The 16,905-nt window shown below is 61.3% G+C and carries 14 protein-coding genes; 4 read left to right on the plus strand and 10 right to left on the minus strand.

Annotation, left to right across the window (positions count from 1 at the left end):
- Positions 1–116: 116 nt before the first annotated feature.
- Positions 117–1,160 carry a hypothetical protein gene (locus J2T09_RS15830; RefSeq protein ID WP_306836351.1) on the minus strand — a complete coding sequence of 348 codons (1,044 nt, stop codon included), beginning with the start codon at positions 1,158–1,160 and terminating at the stop codon, positions 117–119.
- 86 nt (positions 1,161–1,246) lie between these two features.
- Positions 1,247–1,870, minus strand: a complete 624-nt coding sequence (locus J2T09_RS15835) for a ribonuclease D (RefSeq protein WP_306836353.1) — start codon at positions 1,868–1,870, stop codon at positions 1,247–1,249.
- A gap of 438 nt (positions 1,871–2,308) precedes the next feature.
- Between J2T09_RS15835 and J2T09_RS15840 the strand changes: the two genes are divergently transcribed.
- The 4 genes from J2T09_RS15840 (at position 2,309) to J2T09_RS15855 (ending at position 6,746) form a co-directional block, all read left to right on the plus strand.
- Positions 2,309–4,063, plus strand: a complete 1,755-nt coding sequence (locus J2T09_RS15840; protein WP_306836356.1) for an alkaline phosphatase — start codon at positions 2,309–2,311, stop codon at positions 4,061–4,063.
- 166 nt (positions 4,064–4,229) lie between these two features.
- Entirely contained in the window at positions 4,230–4,661 is a 432-nt protein-coding gene (locus J2T09_RS15845; protein ID WP_306836602.1) for a hypothetical protein, read from the plus strand.
- A 4-nt stretch (positions 4,662–4,665) separates the two neighbouring features.
- Positions 4,666–5,355, plus strand: coding sequence for an ABC transporter ATP-binding protein (locus J2T09_RS15850; protein WP_306836358.1), 690 nt, complete (start codon positions 4,666–4,668; stop codon positions 5,353–5,355).
- Complete coding sequence (locus J2T09_RS15855) at positions 5,352–6,746, plus strand: ABC transporter permease (RefSeq protein WP_306836359.1); 1,395 nt, start codon at positions 5,352–5,354, stop codon at positions 6,744–6,746. Before J2T09_RS15850 ends, J2T09_RS15855 begins: the two co-directional genes overlap by 4 nt.
- Positions 6,747–6,764: 18 nt before the next feature.
- Here the strand turns inward: J2T09_RS15855 and J2T09_RS15860 are convergent, their stop codons facing one another.
- From J2T09_RS15860 to rimP, 8 genes are all read right to left on the minus strand, one after another.
- Positions 6,765–7,757, minus strand: coding sequence for an Ldh family oxidoreductase (locus J2T09_RS15860; RefSeq protein ID WP_306836361.1), 993 nt, complete (start codon positions 7,755–7,757; stop codon positions 6,765–6,767).
- Positions 7,758–7,849: 92 nt separating this feature from the next.
- A complete protein-coding gene (locus tag J2T09_RS15865) occupies positions 7,850–8,803 on the minus strand; it encodes an energy transducer TonB (RefSeq protein ID WP_306836363.1) in 954 nt (317 codons plus the stop codon).
- Entirely contained in the window at positions 8,800–9,312 is a 513-nt protein-coding gene (gene exbD / locus J2T09_RS15870; protein ID WP_306836365.1) for a TonB system transport protein ExbD, read from the minus strand. Before exbD ends, J2T09_RS15865 begins: the two co-directional genes overlap by 4 nt.
- A gap of 5 nt (positions 9,313–9,317) precedes the next feature.
- A complete protein-coding gene (exbB, locus tag J2T09_RS15875) occupies positions 9,318–10,523 on the minus strand; it encodes a tonB-system energizer ExbB (RefSeq protein WP_373458480.1) in 1,206 nt (401 codons plus the stop codon).
- A gap of 334 nt (positions 10,524–10,857) precedes the next feature.
- Complete coding sequence (gene infB / locus J2T09_RS15880) at positions 10,858–13,602, minus strand: translation initiation factor IF-2 (RefSeq protein ID WP_306836367.1); 2,745 nt, start codon at positions 13,600–13,602, stop codon at positions 10,858–10,860.
- 101 nt (positions 13,603–13,703) lie between these two features.
- Positions 13,704–14,396 (minus strand): RNA-binding protein, encoded by a 693-nt coding sequence (locus tag J2T09_RS15885; RefSeq protein ID WP_306836368.1) that lies wholly within the window; start codon positions 14,394–14,396, stop codon positions 13,704–13,706.
- Positions 14,393–16,009 (minus strand): transcription termination factor NusA, encoded by a 1,617-nt coding sequence (nusA, locus tag J2T09_RS15890; protein WP_306836370.1) that lies wholly within the window; start codon positions 16,007–16,009, stop codon positions 14,393–14,395. Before nusA ends, J2T09_RS15885 begins: the two co-directional genes overlap by 4 nt.
- 56 nt (positions 16,010–16,065) lie before the next feature.
- Positions 16,066–16,662, minus strand: a complete 597-nt coding sequence (gene rimP / locus J2T09_RS15895) for a ribosome maturation factor RimP (RefSeq protein WP_306836372.1) — start codon at positions 16,660–16,662, stop codon at positions 16,066–16,068.
- Positions 16,663–16,905: the final 243 nt, after the last annotated feature.

A 16,905-nucleotide genomic window follows, 5' to 3' on the forward strand; every position in this document is an offset into this window, starting at 1 on the left:
AGAGATTTGCGCTCTTGGCGGTCGTAACCGTCGCGCCTCATGGCGACTTTCATGCCGGATAATTCCGCTTAATATGCCGGAAACATCCCTAATGTTTTGCTAATGCGAACGCGGTCTCAGGCGAGAGTTGCGGAATGCCTGCGCTTCAGGATGTCATATATGCCGATATCGTCGATCTCGATGCGCGCTGACATGCCTTGATCGTCAGCATCGGCCTCTTTTCCCGCGGCCGCGCGTGCTGCAAGCGTTTCCTCAGTCTCCTGTGAGACGAGGGCGGAATCACCTGATTCCGACGCGTCAGACACTGCCTCGTCCGCTCTGGCCTCTGCCGACACGCCTTGTGATGGCTCGGCCATCTCCGCCTCGGCCGTCAGGGCCATCATCAGGATATCGTCTATGGTGCCGGCAGCATCGGATCCGCCTTCGGTCTTGTCCTGCGTCCGGTCGTGCAGACGGCGCTCATTGATGGCATCCTGCGCTTGCTTGACATCGTCGAGCTTCTCGGCGGCTTCCTTCGCCTTGATGTCATCAAGGCGCTCGGCGCGTGTTTCCTCGTCGACCACCCGGGTCGGGTCACTATATTGCGGCCCGAGCTTCAGTTCCTCCAGCGTGCTGGGATCGGAAACCTCATCGAGGCGCTGGAGAATCTTTGCCCGCTCGTCGGTCGTGGTCTTGCCGTCGCCATGCTTTCGGTCGAGCGCTTTTTCCAGCCTGTCGTTTTCTTCGCCCCAGGGATTCTTGATCGCTGCCACGAGATCCGTCAGGGAAATGTCGAGCTCGTCCAGTCCGAGCTCCTTGCTCAGATCATCGAGGCCCGAAGCGCCAACCGATTTCAGCGCACCTTCGATGGCACGGCCATAGGCATAGGAAGACATGCCGTCCTCGCGGCTGATGCCCAGCTTTTCGCCGACCTTGTCCATCAACTGTATCTTCAGTTCGTTGATGTCGACCTTGTTCATGCCGAAAAGGGCTTCGGCAATGCGGCCCTGTGCACGTCGGTTCTCCGCGCCGGCACTGATCCGTGCCTCCAGAAGCGGATCCTTTTTCTGGCCCGTCTTCTTTTCATCCTCCTGGCGACGCCGTTCCTCGATCGTGTCGATCATCGACCGCATGCTGTCGGTGATGGCGGCGCTGGCCGCGACCTGTGTTGGAAGTAGCATTGTCCTGCGCTCACGTTCCCATGGTTGCCGGAAGGCTAAGCGCGCAGGCTTAACGCTCCATTAAACAACCATGGTGAGAAACAGCGTCAGCTATGGGCAAAAATGTCCGTTTCGTCCCAGCCCAGCAGGTCGAGCTTGGACCGTGTCGGCAGAAACGCGAAGCAGGCCTCCGCCAGTTCCATGCGCTTGTCGCGGATCAGGCGGTTCACCTGCTTGTCGCGCAGCGCATGCAGGTGCAGCACGTCCGATGCCGCATATTCCAGCTGCGCCTGCGAAAGCACGTCGGCGGCCCAGTCCGTCTGTTGTTGCGCCTTGGAAATATCGACTTCCAGCAATTCGCGCAGATTGTCCTTCAGTCCGTGCCGGTCCGTATAGGTCCGGGTCAGCCGCGAGGCGATCTTGGTGCAGAAGACCGGTGCCGTCGTCACCCCAAAGGTGTGAAACAGCACGGCAATGTCGAAACGCCCGTAATGAAAGATCTTCTCATGGGTCGGATCGGCCAGCAGCGCCACCAGATTGGGCGCCTCTTTCTGGCCGGCGGCGATGCGGATCACATCCGCCGTGCCGTCACCGGGTGAAAGCTGCACGACACAGAGGCGGTCGCGGCGCGGCACCAGTCCCAGCGTTTCCGTATCGATGGCAACGGCGCCGGTGTAACGGGCAGCGTCGGCGGCTGAAATATCGCCTTGATGATAACGAATCTGGGCCATGGGATATCCTCTTTCGACTGTTGCCACGCTATACCGCAATCGCGAACGGCACCGCCATCTCTAAATGCTTTGCCTCGTTTGGAGTCAGGAAATTGGGCAGGGTTGCGCAGAACGCATTGCTGCGTTGCAACAAATTAGTTTCCCATTCCACTAAAGCATGGCTATAAGCAAATCATCGAAGCGGCACACTCCTCCTCCCAGTGCCGCCCGATACGGATCGACAACATCCTCCTCCTCCCAGTTGTCGGTCAAGTTTAAAGCCTGCCGCACCTCCTCCCGCGGCAGGCTTTTTCATTTTCAGCCCCTCGTTTCTGAGGGAGCCGTTGCTGATATTTTTCTCTTCTGTCGATGTTGTGAAGATGCGTCACGTAAGTGTCATCCGGCGCCGATATACCCCACCTCGCCTTCACTTTTACAAATCCTCAGCGAGGTTCCACCATGCGCAAAATTCTTGCCGCCCTGGTCGCTACGACCGTTCTTGCCGGCGCTGCTCAGGCTGCCGAAGTTTTCCCGCTCGATCGTGCCACGATCCTTTCGGGTTCGCCGTTCGACTTCAAGGTCGAGTTCGATGCCGTCGTGAAGCCGGAAGACGTGAAGATCACCGTCAACGGCCAAGACTACAAGGCGGCTCTCGGCGGGCAAGTCGAGTTCATCGCCGAGGAGAAGAACAAGGACAAGGTTCTGGGTTCGGCCGTCATCCTGCGCGGCGTCACCATCGCCAATGCCGGTGATTACAAGGTCGAGGTGTCGGCCGGTTCGGAAACCAGGAACGTCAGCTGGAATGTTTACGGCACGCCTGATCAGGCCAAGGCCAAGAACGTCATCTTCCTGATTGCCGACGGTCTTTCGGTCGCGCATCGCACTGCCGCCCGCATCATGTCCAAGGGCATGACCGAGGGCAAGGCCAATGGCCGCCTCAACATGGATGACGTGCCTCCGGTCGCCTTCATCGGCACCTCGGCCACCGACGCCGTTGCAACCGATAGCGCCAATACCATGTCGGCCTACATGACCGGGCACAAGACCGCCGTGAACGCCATCGGCGTTTATGCCGACCGCACGCCGGCCTCGCTGGACGACCCGAAGGTCGAAAACATCGCCGAAGCCCTGCGTCGCCAGACGAAGAAGTCGATCGGTATCGTGTCGACATCGGAACTGCAGGACGCAACGCCGGCCGCTGTCGTTGCCCATACCCGCAAGCGTGGCGACAAGGCCGACATCAACGGCATGCTGTTCGACGTGAAGCCGGAAGTCTTGCTCGGTGGCGGTTCGGCCTATTTCCTGCCGCAGTCCACCGCCGGTTCGAAGCGCAAGGACGACAAGGATTTTATCAAGCTGTTCCAGGATGCCGGTTACAAGCTGGCCACCAGCAAGGGTGAACTGGCAACGGTTGCCGGCGACAATGACGGCAAGATCCTCGGCCTGTTCCACACCGGCAACCTCGACACCACGCTCGACCGCGAATTCCTGAAAAAGGGCACGGTTGGCAAGTTCCCGGAACAGCCGGGTCTCGTTGAAATGACCAAGGTCGCCCTCGACACACTGTCGAAGAACCCGGAAGGTTTCTTCCTGATGGTTGAAGCCGCCAATGTCGACAAGATGTCCCATCCGCTGGATTGGGACCGTGCCGTTGTCGATACGATCGAGTTCGACCAAGCGATCGGTGTTGCCCGCGAATTCGCGGCGAAGAACCCCGACACGCTGATCGTCGTCACCGGCGACCACACCCACGGCGTTTCCATCATCGGCACCGTCGATGACGAAAAGCCGGGCACCGACATGCGCGAAAAGGTCGGCACTTATGCCGAAGCCGGTTTCCCCAACTATGAGGATACCAATGGTGATGGCTATCCGGATCGCGTCGATGTGTCCCGTCGCCTTTTCCTGAACGCCAATAACGGCCCGGACCATTACGAAACCTTCCGCCCGAAGCTTGATGGCCCGTTCGCTCCGGCCATCCAGAACGAAAAGAAGGAATATGTCGCCAACGAACAGTACAAGGACGTGCCCGGCGCCGTCTTCGTACCGGGCATCATCCCCAAGAGCGCAGACAGCGGCGTCCATGCCGTTGATGATGTGGTTCTGCAGGCCGAAGGCCCGGGCGCCGAAGGTTTCCGTGGCTACATGGAACAGAGCGACGTCTACAAGGGTCTCGCCGAAGCCTTCGCCCTTGGTGCAAAGCAGACCAACTAAGACCTGAACATTGCGAGGGCACGCCGTCATGGCGTGCCCTTGGCGTTGTCGCTCTTGCATCGCTCCTTGGTTGGGATCACGATGCCGGAGACATTTTTCAATAAGGAGAATGGTCATGAGCAAGCCGGTTCAGGCGCGGTTCAATCGCCGCCAAACCCTTCAGACCATGGGCTTGGGTCTCATCGCCAGTCTGCCCCTGCTTGCCACCGGAACGCGTGCGCAGGCGGCCAATAGCGACATCACGTTCGATGAGCTTTACGGCAAGGTCAGTGTGCTCGGGCTGGAGTTTTCCGAAAAGGTCAAGCAGCTGAACGGCAGGAAAATCGCCATGCGCGGTTTCATGGCGCCGCCGCTGAAGGCCGAAGCACAGTTTTTCGTGCTCACCGAAATTCCCATGTCGATCTGCCCGTTCTGCTCCACCGATAGCGATTGGCCGGACAATATCGTCGTCGTTTATCTTGGTGAAAAACAGACCTTTACCCAGCCCAGCCAGACGATCGAAGTGCGCGGCAAGCTCGAAATGGGCTCCTGGACAGATCCGGAAACCGGCTTTGTCAGTCTCCTGCGCATTCGTCAGGCCGAATACGCCACGGTTTGAAAACATGTTGTCGCTGAAAATCGAAAATCTCGCCGTCACCTTTCCCGGTCTGGCGGCGCCGGTGCTTGAGATCGATCACCTTGAAATCGCCGCCGGCAGCCATGTGGCGCTGACGGGTGGTTCCGGTTCCGGCAAGAGTACGCTCATCAACATTGTGGCAGGGCTGGAGCGCATCCGCACTGGCCGCGTGTTTTGGGGCGAGCAGAACCTCGCCGATCTTTCCGAAGGCAAGCGCGACCAATGGCGCGCCCAAAATATCGGCCTTGTCATGCAGGATTTTCATCTGTTTCCCGGTCTCTCCGCGCTCGACAACATTCTGCTGCCGGCACGTTTGTCGCGCGTCGCCAATGCTGAACTGCTGAAACGTGCGCGCACTCTGTTCGAAACGGTCGGCCTCAAGCGCCCCGAGCAGCACATCGAAACCATGTCGCGCGGCGAAATGCAGCGTGTGGCGATCGCTCGCGCTCTTTTGCGCAAGCCAGGCGTCATCATCGCCGACGAACCGACTGCAAGCCTCGATCTCGAAAGCGGCGAAGCGGTTGGTGATCTGCTTTTGTCCGTCGCCGCCGACGCGGGCTCAACGCTTATCGTCGCCAGCCATGACCAGCGCCTTGTCGAACGTCTCGGCCGCCGCCTGTCGCTGAAAAGCGGCCGTATCATCGGCGATGTCCCTGTTGGGGAGATCGCGGCATGATCCGTTTCATTCTTGCCGATCTGCGCCGTCTCTGGCTGGGTGGCGCCGTCGTCATTCTTCTGGTGGCGCTGGCAACGGCGCTCGGCGTTGCCGTCACACTTCAGGAACGTTCCCTGCGCCTGGGCAGCGCGCGGGCGGCGGATAAATTCGATCTCGTCGTCGGTGCCGCCGGCAGCGAAACCCAGTTGATCCTCTCTTCGATCTTCCTGCAGCCCGCGCCACTGCCGCTCGTGGATGGTTCGGTGCTGACCAAGCTGGCCGCCGATCCGCGCGTGTCCTGGGCGGCACCGGTCGGTTTTGGTGATTCTTTCGGCGGTTATCCGATTGTCGGAACAACCACCAGCCTGATCAATGGCACGACAACCGGTTTTTCTGCAGGAAAAATGTTCGCGCTGGAAGGCGAAGCCGTTCTCGGTGCCGCTGTCGATTTGTCCATCGGGGCGGAAATCAAGCCCATGCATGGCACGGCCGAAACCGGTGGCCATACCCATGCGGGTGCGGCCTACAAGGTGGTCGGCAAGCTGCAGCCCACCGGCACGCCATGGGATCGCGCCATTCTGGTGCCGATTCAGGCTGTCTGGCACGTTCACAATCTTGGCCATGAGCATGGCGAGGAGGAGCATCATGACGAAGACGGTCATGACCATGCCCACGAAGGCGAGGAAGGGCACGGCGATACACATGCCGATGATGCAATGGAGCCGACGGCCCAGCCTGCTGCTCAGGTGGCCACGCAGCGGCAAGAGCAGAAATATGCCTTCGCGCTTGGCGCTGCTTCCTCGAAGCATGTCGAGGAAGAACATCACGGCGCAATCGATGCCGACGCGCCCATCGTCGAGACCTTTGGTTCATTCACGCCGGGCCTGCCGGCCATTCTCGTAAAACCCAAAACCATCGCCGATGCCTATCGCCTGCGTCAGGAATACCGATCGGGCTCCACGCTCGGTGTCTTTCCTGGCGAGGTTTTGACCAGCCTTTATGCCACGCTCGGCGATGCCAAAATGGTGTTGAGCGCCGTTGCTGCCGGCTCGCAGGGTCTGGTCGCTGCAGCACTCGTGCTGGTGACAGTGATTCACGTGGGTCAACGCCGCCGCCAGATCGGTGCCTTGCGGGCGTTCGGTGCGCCGCGCAGTTCGGTCTTCCTTATCGTCTGGCTGGAACTGTTCCTGCTCGTCGCGCTCGGTGTCGGCATCGGCTTTCTGATCGGTCTGGGTGCGGCCCATATTGGCGCGCAGATGTTCACCGCCAAGAGCGGCGTCATCCTGCCTGTCGGCTTCACCCGCGAGGATGCGCGGCTGGCGCTGATCCTGCTCGGTTTTGCCGGTATTCTGGCCGCTGTGCCGGCCCTGCTTGCCTATCGCCAATCACCCGCTCAGGCCCTCAGAGCCTGAGCAAAGCCGGCATCCGTCTCAACGAAGGGCGGTGATCGCGGCCATCACGTCTTCTTCGATCGTCAGGCCTGCCTCCAGCGCAGTCCGGCGCAATCCGCGACCACGGCGACCCGGAAGCCGCACACCCTCTTCACGGGCCATCTCCGCGGCAAGGGCAGCTATCCGCTCCGTCGCGCCACCACCTGCAGTCGCCTCCGGATCGATGGCGATGATCATCTGGCCAAGCGACGGGGCAGGGCCGTGTTCATCGAACAGCGAGCTGGCCTGATAGGAAAAGTTTGCCCCCGTCAGACCGGCAGCCAGAACCTCGACCATCAGTGCCAGAGCCGCGCCCTTGGCGCCGCCGGCCGGCGCCATCGTGCCTTTCAGCGCTTCTGAAGCATCGGTGGTCGGATTGCCATCGGCGTCAAAAGCCCAGTCGTCCGGAATGCTGGCGTTTTTCTGGCTTGCCGCCATCACTTTTCCACGCGCGACCTTGGAGAGGGCCAGATCGATCACCAGCGGATCGCTGCCTGCCACCGGCACGCCGAAGGCAATCGGGTTGGTGCCGTAGAGTGGCGTCTTGCCGCCCCATGGCGCCATGGCCGCCGGCGCATTGGCAAACATCATCGCCACCAGCCCCTGTTCGGCAAACCGTTCCACCGTCAGTGCCATAACCCCGGCATGGTGCGAACGGTTTATGGCGGCAAGCGCGATCCCCTGTTCACGCACGATGGCCGGTAGCATGTTCACGGCCAGATCCAGCGCCGGATAGGCAAAACCATGACAGGCATCGATAGCCAGAATGCCGGGCCTTGGTCGTGAAGGCAGCGGTTTGGCGCGGCCATCCACCTTGCCGCTCTGCACCTGTTTCACATAGGCCGGCACACGGCGAAGCCCATGGCCGGATTGGCCGGCGGCTTCCGATTGTGTGAGCGCGCGGGCAACCGAGGCCGCTGCCGGGGCATCGACGCCGTTATGCTCAAAGACGGAGGATATGAGACGTTCGGCTTCTGCCAGGGAAATGGTCATGAACTGCACCTTTTGCGATGCAGCAAAGTTAGCAAGCGCCAACTCGAAACGCCACCGCCGCAACCGACAAGTTCGGTTGCGGCGCAAGGTTTTTAGCGAAGGGTGAACTGCATCGGGAAGGTGATGGTCTTGTTTACGCCGTTCGGCGGAGCCGGAACCGGCGAGGCGCGCTTGACGAGCGCCAGCACTTCCTGGTCCAGCGCCGACGAGCCGGATGAACGCGACAGCGAAACCGACAGGACGTTGCCGCCATTGTCGATCTGGAAACGGACATAGACCGTTCCTTCCTCGCGATTCGAGCGGGCTGCCTGCGGATACCTCTTCCTGCGCTCCAGATGCGCGGCAAGGCGTCCCTGCCAGCGCTGCGGCGACATCGAAGATGAGCGGGAATTGCTCGCCGACGTCTGCTGCGCCGCCGTCCGGTTGGACTGGTTGGCATCCACCTTGGCTTCCTGCCGCGCCTGCGAGGCTTGCACCTGCTTTTTCGGGCGCGGTTTCTCGGCCACCTTCTTCTTCACCGGCACTTCGGGTTTCTTTTCAACCGGTTCGGGCGGGCGCATCGTTGGCAGCGGCACTTCGACATTGTCGAGCGCAGCCATCTGTTCTTCCACGATCGGGTCGACCTGCGGCTCCGGTGGTTCTTCCGGCACGGTTTCCGTCACTTCCTGAACCGGTTCGGGCTCGGGTTCCGGTGGCGGTTCTTCGATAACCGGCTCCGGTGGCGGCGGCTCCGGCGGCGTTACCTCTTCCGGAGGTGTTTCCGGCGGCTGCTCCACGGGTTGTGGCGTGTCGCTCTTGACCTCTTCCGTGGTTTCCGTCTGCTCGGCGATCTGCGTTTCTTCCGGTTTGGCTGCTTCGGGAACCGGTGCAAGTTCGATCATGATCGCCGGCGGCGGCGCGTTGTCGCCAGCCGCCATCTCGGGTTCGCGCATCAGGTAGAGGCCTGCGCCGACATGCAGGGCAAGCACGACGAGACCCGCCGAGCACCATAGCGCGGCCTCCCCAACACGCCCGGCCGGCGAAGGATTGAAGCGGACCGAGTTCACGGGTTTGCACCTCCGGCAGGAGCGGGAGCCGCCGAAGGCTGGGCTGCTGGTGCAGCCGGCGCTGCGCCATCCTGGGCCGGCATCGGTGCTGGCAGGCTTTCCAGACCCACAAGCGCGATCTTCAGGTAACCGGCGTCACGCAGAAGGTTCATGACCTCCATGAAGTGGCCGTAATCAACCATCTTGTCGGCACGCAGGAAGATGCGGGTGTCGCGCTTGCCCTCGGTCAGGCGATCGAGCGTCGTCGCCAGTTCCTCGCGTGCAACGACATCATTGCCGAGGTTGAGCGTCAGGTCCTGCTTGACCGTCAGATACATCGGCTCGTCCGGTCTTTCAGCAGGTCTGGCGGTGGAGGCTGGCAGATCGACATTGACGTCGACGGTTGCAAGCGGCGCTGCCACCATGAAGATGATCAGGAGAACCAGCATGACGTCGATGAACGGCGTCACGTTGATTTCGTGGTTATCCGGCATTTCCTCGCCGTGATGTTCGCGGATGCCTCCAGCCATGGTACTTACTCCCCGGCGACGAGCGAAACCGGCTTGGCGCGGCCGCCTGGCGGCACCTTGCGGAAGTCGAGATCACGGCTGACCAGACGCTCGACACCAGAAGCGGCATCGGCCAGAAGCTGGCGATAACCGGTCACCGAGCGGGCAAACAGGTTGTAGATCACCACGGCCGGAATGGCGGCCACGAGGCCGATGGCCGTTGCCAGAAGCGCTTCGGCGATACCCGGTGCCACAACGGCAAGATTGGTGGTGTTCGATTCCGAAATGCCGATAAACGAGTTCATGATACCCCAGACGGTGCCGAACAGGCCGACAAACGGGCCGACGGAACCAATGGTCGCCAGAATGCCGGTACCACGCGCCATGCGACGGCCTGCAAAGGCTTCGATACGCGAGAGAACGGAGGAAACACGTTCCTTCACGCCATCACCTTCTGCATGTTCGATCGCGGCTTCGGAAATTTCCATTTCCTCGGCGGCTGCGCGCAGCATCGTGGCGGCCGGGCCACCGCGGCCCTCGGTTGCCTGCACGGCTTCCGCCAGCGTGCGCGAATTGCGGATGGCCTTGATCGTCCGCTTGGCGCGGGCGCGGGCGCCTGCCAGTTCCAGCGTCTTGGCAAACCACACGGTCCAGGTCAGAAGCGAAGCGATGGCAAGGCCGATCATCACGGCTTTGACGACCCAGTCGGCCTGCATGAACATGCCCCAGGGCGAAAGATCGTGCGGCAGGTCGGCGCGTGGTGCTTCTTCACCTGTGGCAGGTGCGAGATCGGTAACTTGCGGCGTCTGTTCTGCACCCGGCTGTGCCGTTGCGGCAGCGCCGGCAGGCTCCGTGCCCTGTGTTGCAGGGACGGACTGTTCGGATGTTGTTGGTGCGCTCGGGGTAACACCTGCCGGCGGTGTTGCCGGTGCAGCGTTGGTGTCTGCTGGCGCCTGCGTGGACCCGGCCGGAGTGGACTGTGGCGGAGCCGAAGGAGCCTGATCCGTCGGCTGAGCCTGTGGCAGACGGCCCGTCGGGGCCTGTGCTGCCGGGGCTTGCGCCGTTGGCGCCTGCTCGGGCGTGCTCGGCTGAGAAGCTGCGGGCGTTTCCGCCGGCGGCGTCTGCGCATGCACAGAAGCGGTCATCAGCGTTGCGGCAATGAGCGCCGTGCAGGAAAATAATTGCATGCCACGGCCACGGGTGGTCGAAACGCGATTTTCGGCAATGGACATTCAGAAATTCTCCGGACTCGAAACAGGCTTGCACGATGCATCCCATCGTGTGCCATGCCCGGGCGAATGCATTGGCATTCAATCCGTCAGCGAACATGCCCCAGGCGACGCTCGTACCGTTCGGTTACCCGATAGTAAACTTGACTACATTTGGCAACAATAAATTGCTGCGCCACGGTAAAATATGCTTGTCCGAATCAAGTTTTCGCGCACTCACCACTGCTGCCTTTCCGCAAAAGCTGCTGCGAATTTGTGCGCCGGGAAATGCGGATGCCCAAATAAAAAAGCCGCCCGACATGCCCGGGCGGCTTTCCGTTTTTCAGTCCTGTCCGGCTTAGAGCGAACGGGTGATGTGTTCCACGCGGAAGCACTCGATGACGTCGCCTGCGCGGATGTCTTCGTAGTTCTCGAAGGCCATACCGCATTCCTGGCCCATCGGCACTTCGGACACTTCGTCCTTGAAGCGCTTGAGCGTCTTGAGCTTGCCTTCGTGGATGACGACGTTGTCGCGCAGAAGGCGGACACCTGCACCACGCTCCACCTTGCCTTCGACGACGCGGCAACCCGCGACCTTGCCGGTCTTGGTGATGTTGAACACTTCCAGGATTTCGGCATTGCCGAGGAAGGTTTCGCGGCGTTCCGGCGAAAGCAGACCCGACATCGCTGCCTTCACGTCATCCACCAGATCGTAGATGATGTTGTAGTAGCGAAGTTCGATGCCACCGCGTTCGGCCGCCAGACGGGCCTGTGCATTGGCACGAACGTTGAAGCCGATGATCGCGGCATTGGATGCTTCGGCAAGCGAAAGATCCGATTCCGTGATGGCACCTGCGCCTGAGTGAACGATGCGGGCACGCACCTCGTCGGTGCCGAGCTTGTCGAGCGATGCGATGATCGCTTCGACCGAACCCTGCACGTCGCCCTTGATGAGCAGCGGGAACTCCTTGTAGCCGGTGTTCTGCAGCTTGCTCATCATCTGTTCGAGCGAACCGCGCTGACCGGACTGACGGGCAACCGCCTTGTCGCGGGCCAGACGCTGGCGATATTCGGAAATCTCGCGAGCACGGGCTTCGTTTTCGACAACGGCGAAACGGTCACCGGCAGCAGGCGTACCCGACAGGCCGAGGATCTCGACCGGCATGGCAGGTCCCGCTTCCTTGACGTGGTCGCCCTTGTCGGTGACGAGAGCACGAACACGGCCCCACTGGTCGCCGGCAACGATGATCTGGCCTGGCTTCAGCGTGCCCTTCTGGACGAGTACGGTCGCAACCGCACCACGACCACGATCGAGCTGGGCTTCGATGACGATACCTTCGGCAGTACGGACCGGGTCGGCCTTGAGGTCGAGGATTTCGGCCTGCAGCAGCACGGCTTCGAGCAGCTTGTCGAGGTTCAGCTTGTTCTTGGCAGACACTTCGACGTCGAGCACTTCACCGCCCAGCGATTCAACGAAGACTTCGTGCTGCAGAAGCTGCTGACGGACCTTGTCCGGGTTGGCTTCGTGCTTGTCGATCTTGTTGATCGCCACGATGATCGGAACGCCGGCAGCCTTTGCGTGGCTGATGGATTCGATCGTCTGCGGCATCACGGCGTCGTCGGCTGCAACCACCAGGATCGCGATATCCGTCGCCTGCGCACCACGGGCACGCATGGCCGTGAAGGCGGCGTGGCCGGGGGTGTCGATGAAGGTGATCTTCTGGCCGTTCTGTTCGACCTGATAGGCACCGATATGCTGGGTAATGCCACCGGCTTCACCCGATACGACATTGGCCTGACGGATGGCGTCGAGCAGCGAGGTCTTGCCGTGGTCGACGTGACCCATGATCGTCACGACCGGAGGACGCGTGATCATTTCGACGGCGTCGTCGGCCACGTCGAAGATACCTTCTTCAACGTCGGATTCCGAAACGCGCTTGACCGTGTGGCCGAATTCCGAGGCGATGAGTTCGGCCAAGTCGGCGTCGATGACGTCGCCCGGCTTCATCATCTGACCTTCCTTCATCAGGTACTTGATCACATCGACAGCCCGTTCGGACATACGCTGCGACAGTTCCTGAATGGTGATGGTTTCCGGCAGGATGACTTCGCGGATAACCTTTTCACGGGTTTCCTGCATCTGGCTGCGGCGGAACTTTTCCTGGCGGCGGCGCATGGCAGCCATCGAGCGGCCACGGTTGTTACCGTCGTCGTCCGTGCTGGCAGCAGTAATCGTCAGCTTGCCCTGGCGGCGACCATCGTCGGCCTTCGGGCGTGCCGGTGCCTTGGCCGGAACAACGACAGTTGCCTTGCCACGGTTCGGAGCGCCACCGCGCGGCGGGCCGCGACGGTCGTCTTCTTCGCCGACATTGCGGCGGCCGGGAACGGCAGCGGCGCTGCCGGGTGCGGCAGGACGCGTGGTCTGCGGACGATTTTCCTGATTGCGGGTCGCGGCCGCAGCGGCTGCAGCCGGCTGAGCGGCAGGTGCCTCAACAACAGGTTCAACAACCGGTTCGGGCTTCGGCAGGGCTGCAATGCGTGCAGCTTCAGCTTCGGCTTCGATACGGCGCTGTTCTTCCTCGACCTTGCGACGAGCTTCGTCTTCGGCGCGCTTCTTGGCTTCCTCGACTTCGCGGGCCTGTGCTTCCACAAGCGCGCGGCGACGTGCGTCCATTTCGCTGGCCGACAGATCGTGCAGCACGGCGCCACGCGGGCGTTCCGGCTGGCGAACCGGCGTCGGGGCCGGACGATGCGCCTGTGTCTGCTGATGAACGCGGGTCTGCGTCTGAGCCGGGGCAGGTGCTGCCGCACGTGGTGCGGCTGCCGGAGCGGCCGGGCGTGCTGCAGGCGCAGCTGAAGCCGTCGGCGAAGCGGCAGATGCCGTAGCCGGCGTTTCAGCGCGCGGTGCTACCGGCGTCGTGATCGGGGTGATCGGCTTTTCGTCCTGCGGGCGGGTCGGGCGGCGTTTTACCGTTTCGACGACGACCGACTTCGTACGGCCGCGCCCCATATCCTGGCGCACGGTACCCTGGCTCATCCCTGATGGTTTCAGGGTGAGGGTCTTCTTTACGCCGCCTGTCTTGTCGTCTTTGTTGTCCGTCATTCCGTTCCTGTTCCTTCGCACAGGACCGGATGAAGACCATCAGACCCTGTGTTTCAATACACGTCGTTCAATGCGGCAGCCGGCTTTTGCCGGTAACCGTGTCATGTCTCTGACCGGCCAGCGCCGCCATTTGCTCCGGAAGGACCGTTATGACGGTACGTTTCGAGCATGGTTGCGCGCTTCACTACACCTTCACCTGCCTGGCCTGCAAGCGCCACGGCATGGATAAAAGCATTCTGGCCCATCAGTTCGTCCATTTCGGCTGCGGTGAACAACGAGAAGGAAGGGATCTCCTCCTCCAGATCGTTTCCGAGCCGCCAGGCCTTTCGGGCCTGGTCGATCTTGCGTTTGCCGTCCGCAGCGGCGTCCAGCGCGTGAAACACGGCCAGAGCCTCGCCCGAGCGGACAGCGGCATCCACCTTCGTCGCGCCGGTCACGAACTGGCCTGCCTTGCGGGCCATGTTCATCATGCCGGCCACCTGAACGACCAGAAGCTGGTCAACCAGGGCGCCGAGTTCCGGCTCCGCACGCACATCCTTGTTCTTCAGAGCGCGTGCAAAAATCTTGCGGGCCACGGCCTTGTCGACCAGAGCCCGTTCCGCCTTCACCCAGCAGCCGCGACCGGGCAACTGGCGTTTCAGGTCGGGAACCACCGTCCCGTCAGGGCCGGCCACGAAGCGGATCAGCGTTTCCGGTGATCCGGCCTCGCGCGTCACGATACAGGTGCGGTCGTTGAAAACCTCGTCCGCAGCCTGATCTTCGTGATCACCGTTGGCAGAAGCCTCGGCAATCATTCCTGTTCAGCGGCTTCCGCCTCCTCCGAGGTCTCGGCAACTTCTTCTTCGGCCGTTGCAAGGTCAGCCTCGGTGATCCAGCCGGCCAGAAGGCGGGCCTGAACGATCATGTTTTCGGCTTCAACACGGGAAACGTCGAACTTCGAGAACGTGCCCTCGAACTTCTTGGTCTCGTTGTTCTTGCGCTCCGACCAGCCGACGAGATCGTCGGCTGCGCAGCCGGCAAAGTCTTCGACCGTCTTGATGCCTTCTTCGCCGAGCGCCACCAGCATCTGGGCGGTGAGGCCATCGATCTGCTTCAGCTCGTCCTGAACGCCGAGCGCCACGCGCTTGGCATCGTTTTCGGCTTCGATACGCTCCAGGAATTCCTTGGCGCGGGTCTGGATCTCGTTGGCGGTGTCTTCGTCGAAACCGTCGATCGAGGCGATTTCGTCGAGTTCGACGTAAGCCAGTTCCTCAACGGCGGCAAAACCTTCCGAAGCAAGCACCTGGCCGACCATTTCGTCGACGTCCAGCGCTTCCATGAACAGGTTGGTGCGCTCGTTGAATTCCTTCTGACGGCGTTCCGACTCTTCGGCTTCCGTCATGATGTCGATATCCCAGCCGGTCAGCTGCGAAGCGAGGCGGACGTTCTGGCCGCGACGGCCGATGGCCAGCGACAGCTGCTCGTCCGGAACCACGACTTCGATACGCTCGGCATCTTCGTCGAGAACGACCTTGGCGACTTCAGCCGGCTGCAGGGCGTTGACGATGAAGGAAGCCGGATCCTGGCTCCACGGAATGATGTCGATCTTTTCGCCCTGAAGCTCGCCGACAACGGCCTGAACGCGCGAACCGCGCATACCGACGCAGGCGCCGACCGGATCGATCGAGCTATCGTTCGAAATGACGGCGATCTTGGCGCGGGAACCCGGGTCACGGGCAACCGACTTGATCTGGATGATGCCGTCGTAGATTTCCGGCACTTCCATGGTGAAGAGTTTCACCATGAACTGCGGATGCGTACGCGACAGGAAAATCTGCGGGCCACGCTGTTCGCGGCGCACGTCGTAGACGTAGGCGCGAACGCGGTCGCCGTAACGCATGTTTTCGCGCGGGATCATCTCGTCGCGACGGATGATGCCTTCGCCACGGCCGAGATCGACGATGACGTTGCCGTATTCGACGCGCTTGACGGTACCGTTGACGATTTCGCCCATGCGGTCCTTGAACTCGTCGAACTGGCGATCACGCTCGGCTTCGCGCACCTTCTGCACGATGACCTGCTTGGCCGACTGGGCGGCGATGCGGCCAAAGTCCATCGGCGGCAGCGGGTCGGCGATGAAGTCGCCGAGCTTGGCGTCGACATTGCGGTCGCGCGCCAGTTCCAGCGGGATCTGCGTGCCGTAGTCTTCGGCCACTTCGACCACTTCGAGAAGACGCTGAAGGCGGATTTCGCCGGTCTTCGAGTTGATGTCGGCGCGAATATTGGTCTCAGAGCCGTAACGCGAACGTGCGGCCTTCTGGATCGCGTCGGCCATGGCGGCCAGAACGATTTCCCGGTCGATGACCTTTTCGCGCGCAACTGCATCTGCGATCTGCAGAAGTTCAAGCCGGTTCGCACTCACTGCCATAGTCGTTGGTCTCCGTAGGTCGAAATGCTGACTGCCGTCAGGCAGGGTTTCGTTTGTTATTCTGCGTCTTGTTCGTCTGCGTCGTCGTTCTGGTTGGCCGCCTGCTTGGCAAGCTTGTCGGCCTTCAGAGCGTCGCGGATCAGGTCGTCCGTCAGGATCAGCTTGCCTTCGGCCAGAGCCGAGTACGGAATGGTCACGCGTGGCTCTTCGCCGTAGGCCACCTGGTCACGCTCAAGCACAAAGCCGTCTTCGTTGGTCTCGCCGATCTTGCCGCGGAACCGCTTCTTGGTGTCGATCAGGATCGAGGTTTCGATCTTGACGAGATGACCGGTCCAGCGGGCAAAATCGGACTTGCGTACCATGGGGCGATCGATGCCCGGCGACGACACTTCCAGATGATACTCCCGATCGATCGGATCTTCCACATCGAGAACAGGCGAAATCGCGGTCGATACGGCTTCGCAGCCCTCGACATCCATCGTGCCGTCTTCGCGCTCGGCCATGATCTGCAGCGTCATGCCGTTCTGGTTCATCATGCGCACGCGCACCAGACGGAAACCCATGCCGATCAGCGTGGGTTCGATGATTTCCGCGATCCTGAGGTCAAGGCCGGTCTCGACGATGAGACGTGGCTCCAGTTCGGTAGGCTGCATGTTTTATCCGGCGTGTTATCGCTTGAAAGCGAAGCTGCTCCCGCGACCGGCTAATAAAAAAGAGCGGGTCCTTGCGGGCCCACCCTCCATCAACCGATCAAGAATTTAAAGGCTATATACGCCTCAAGCCGCAGGATTGCAAGGGTTGTACGATCAGCGGTTTAGCCTCGTCTAAACCATATCGGCATCGGCCCCTCTTTCAGCTTGCCCTCATGCGCCATGTCTCTAGGTTAGGGGTAACCA

Origin of the sequence: Neorhizobium huautlense (assembly GCF_030811685.1) — a bacterium.
GTDB classification, from domain to species: domain Bacteria; phylum Pseudomonadota; class Alphaproteobacteria; order Rhizobiales; family Rhizobiaceae; genus Neorhizobium; species Neorhizobium huautlense_A.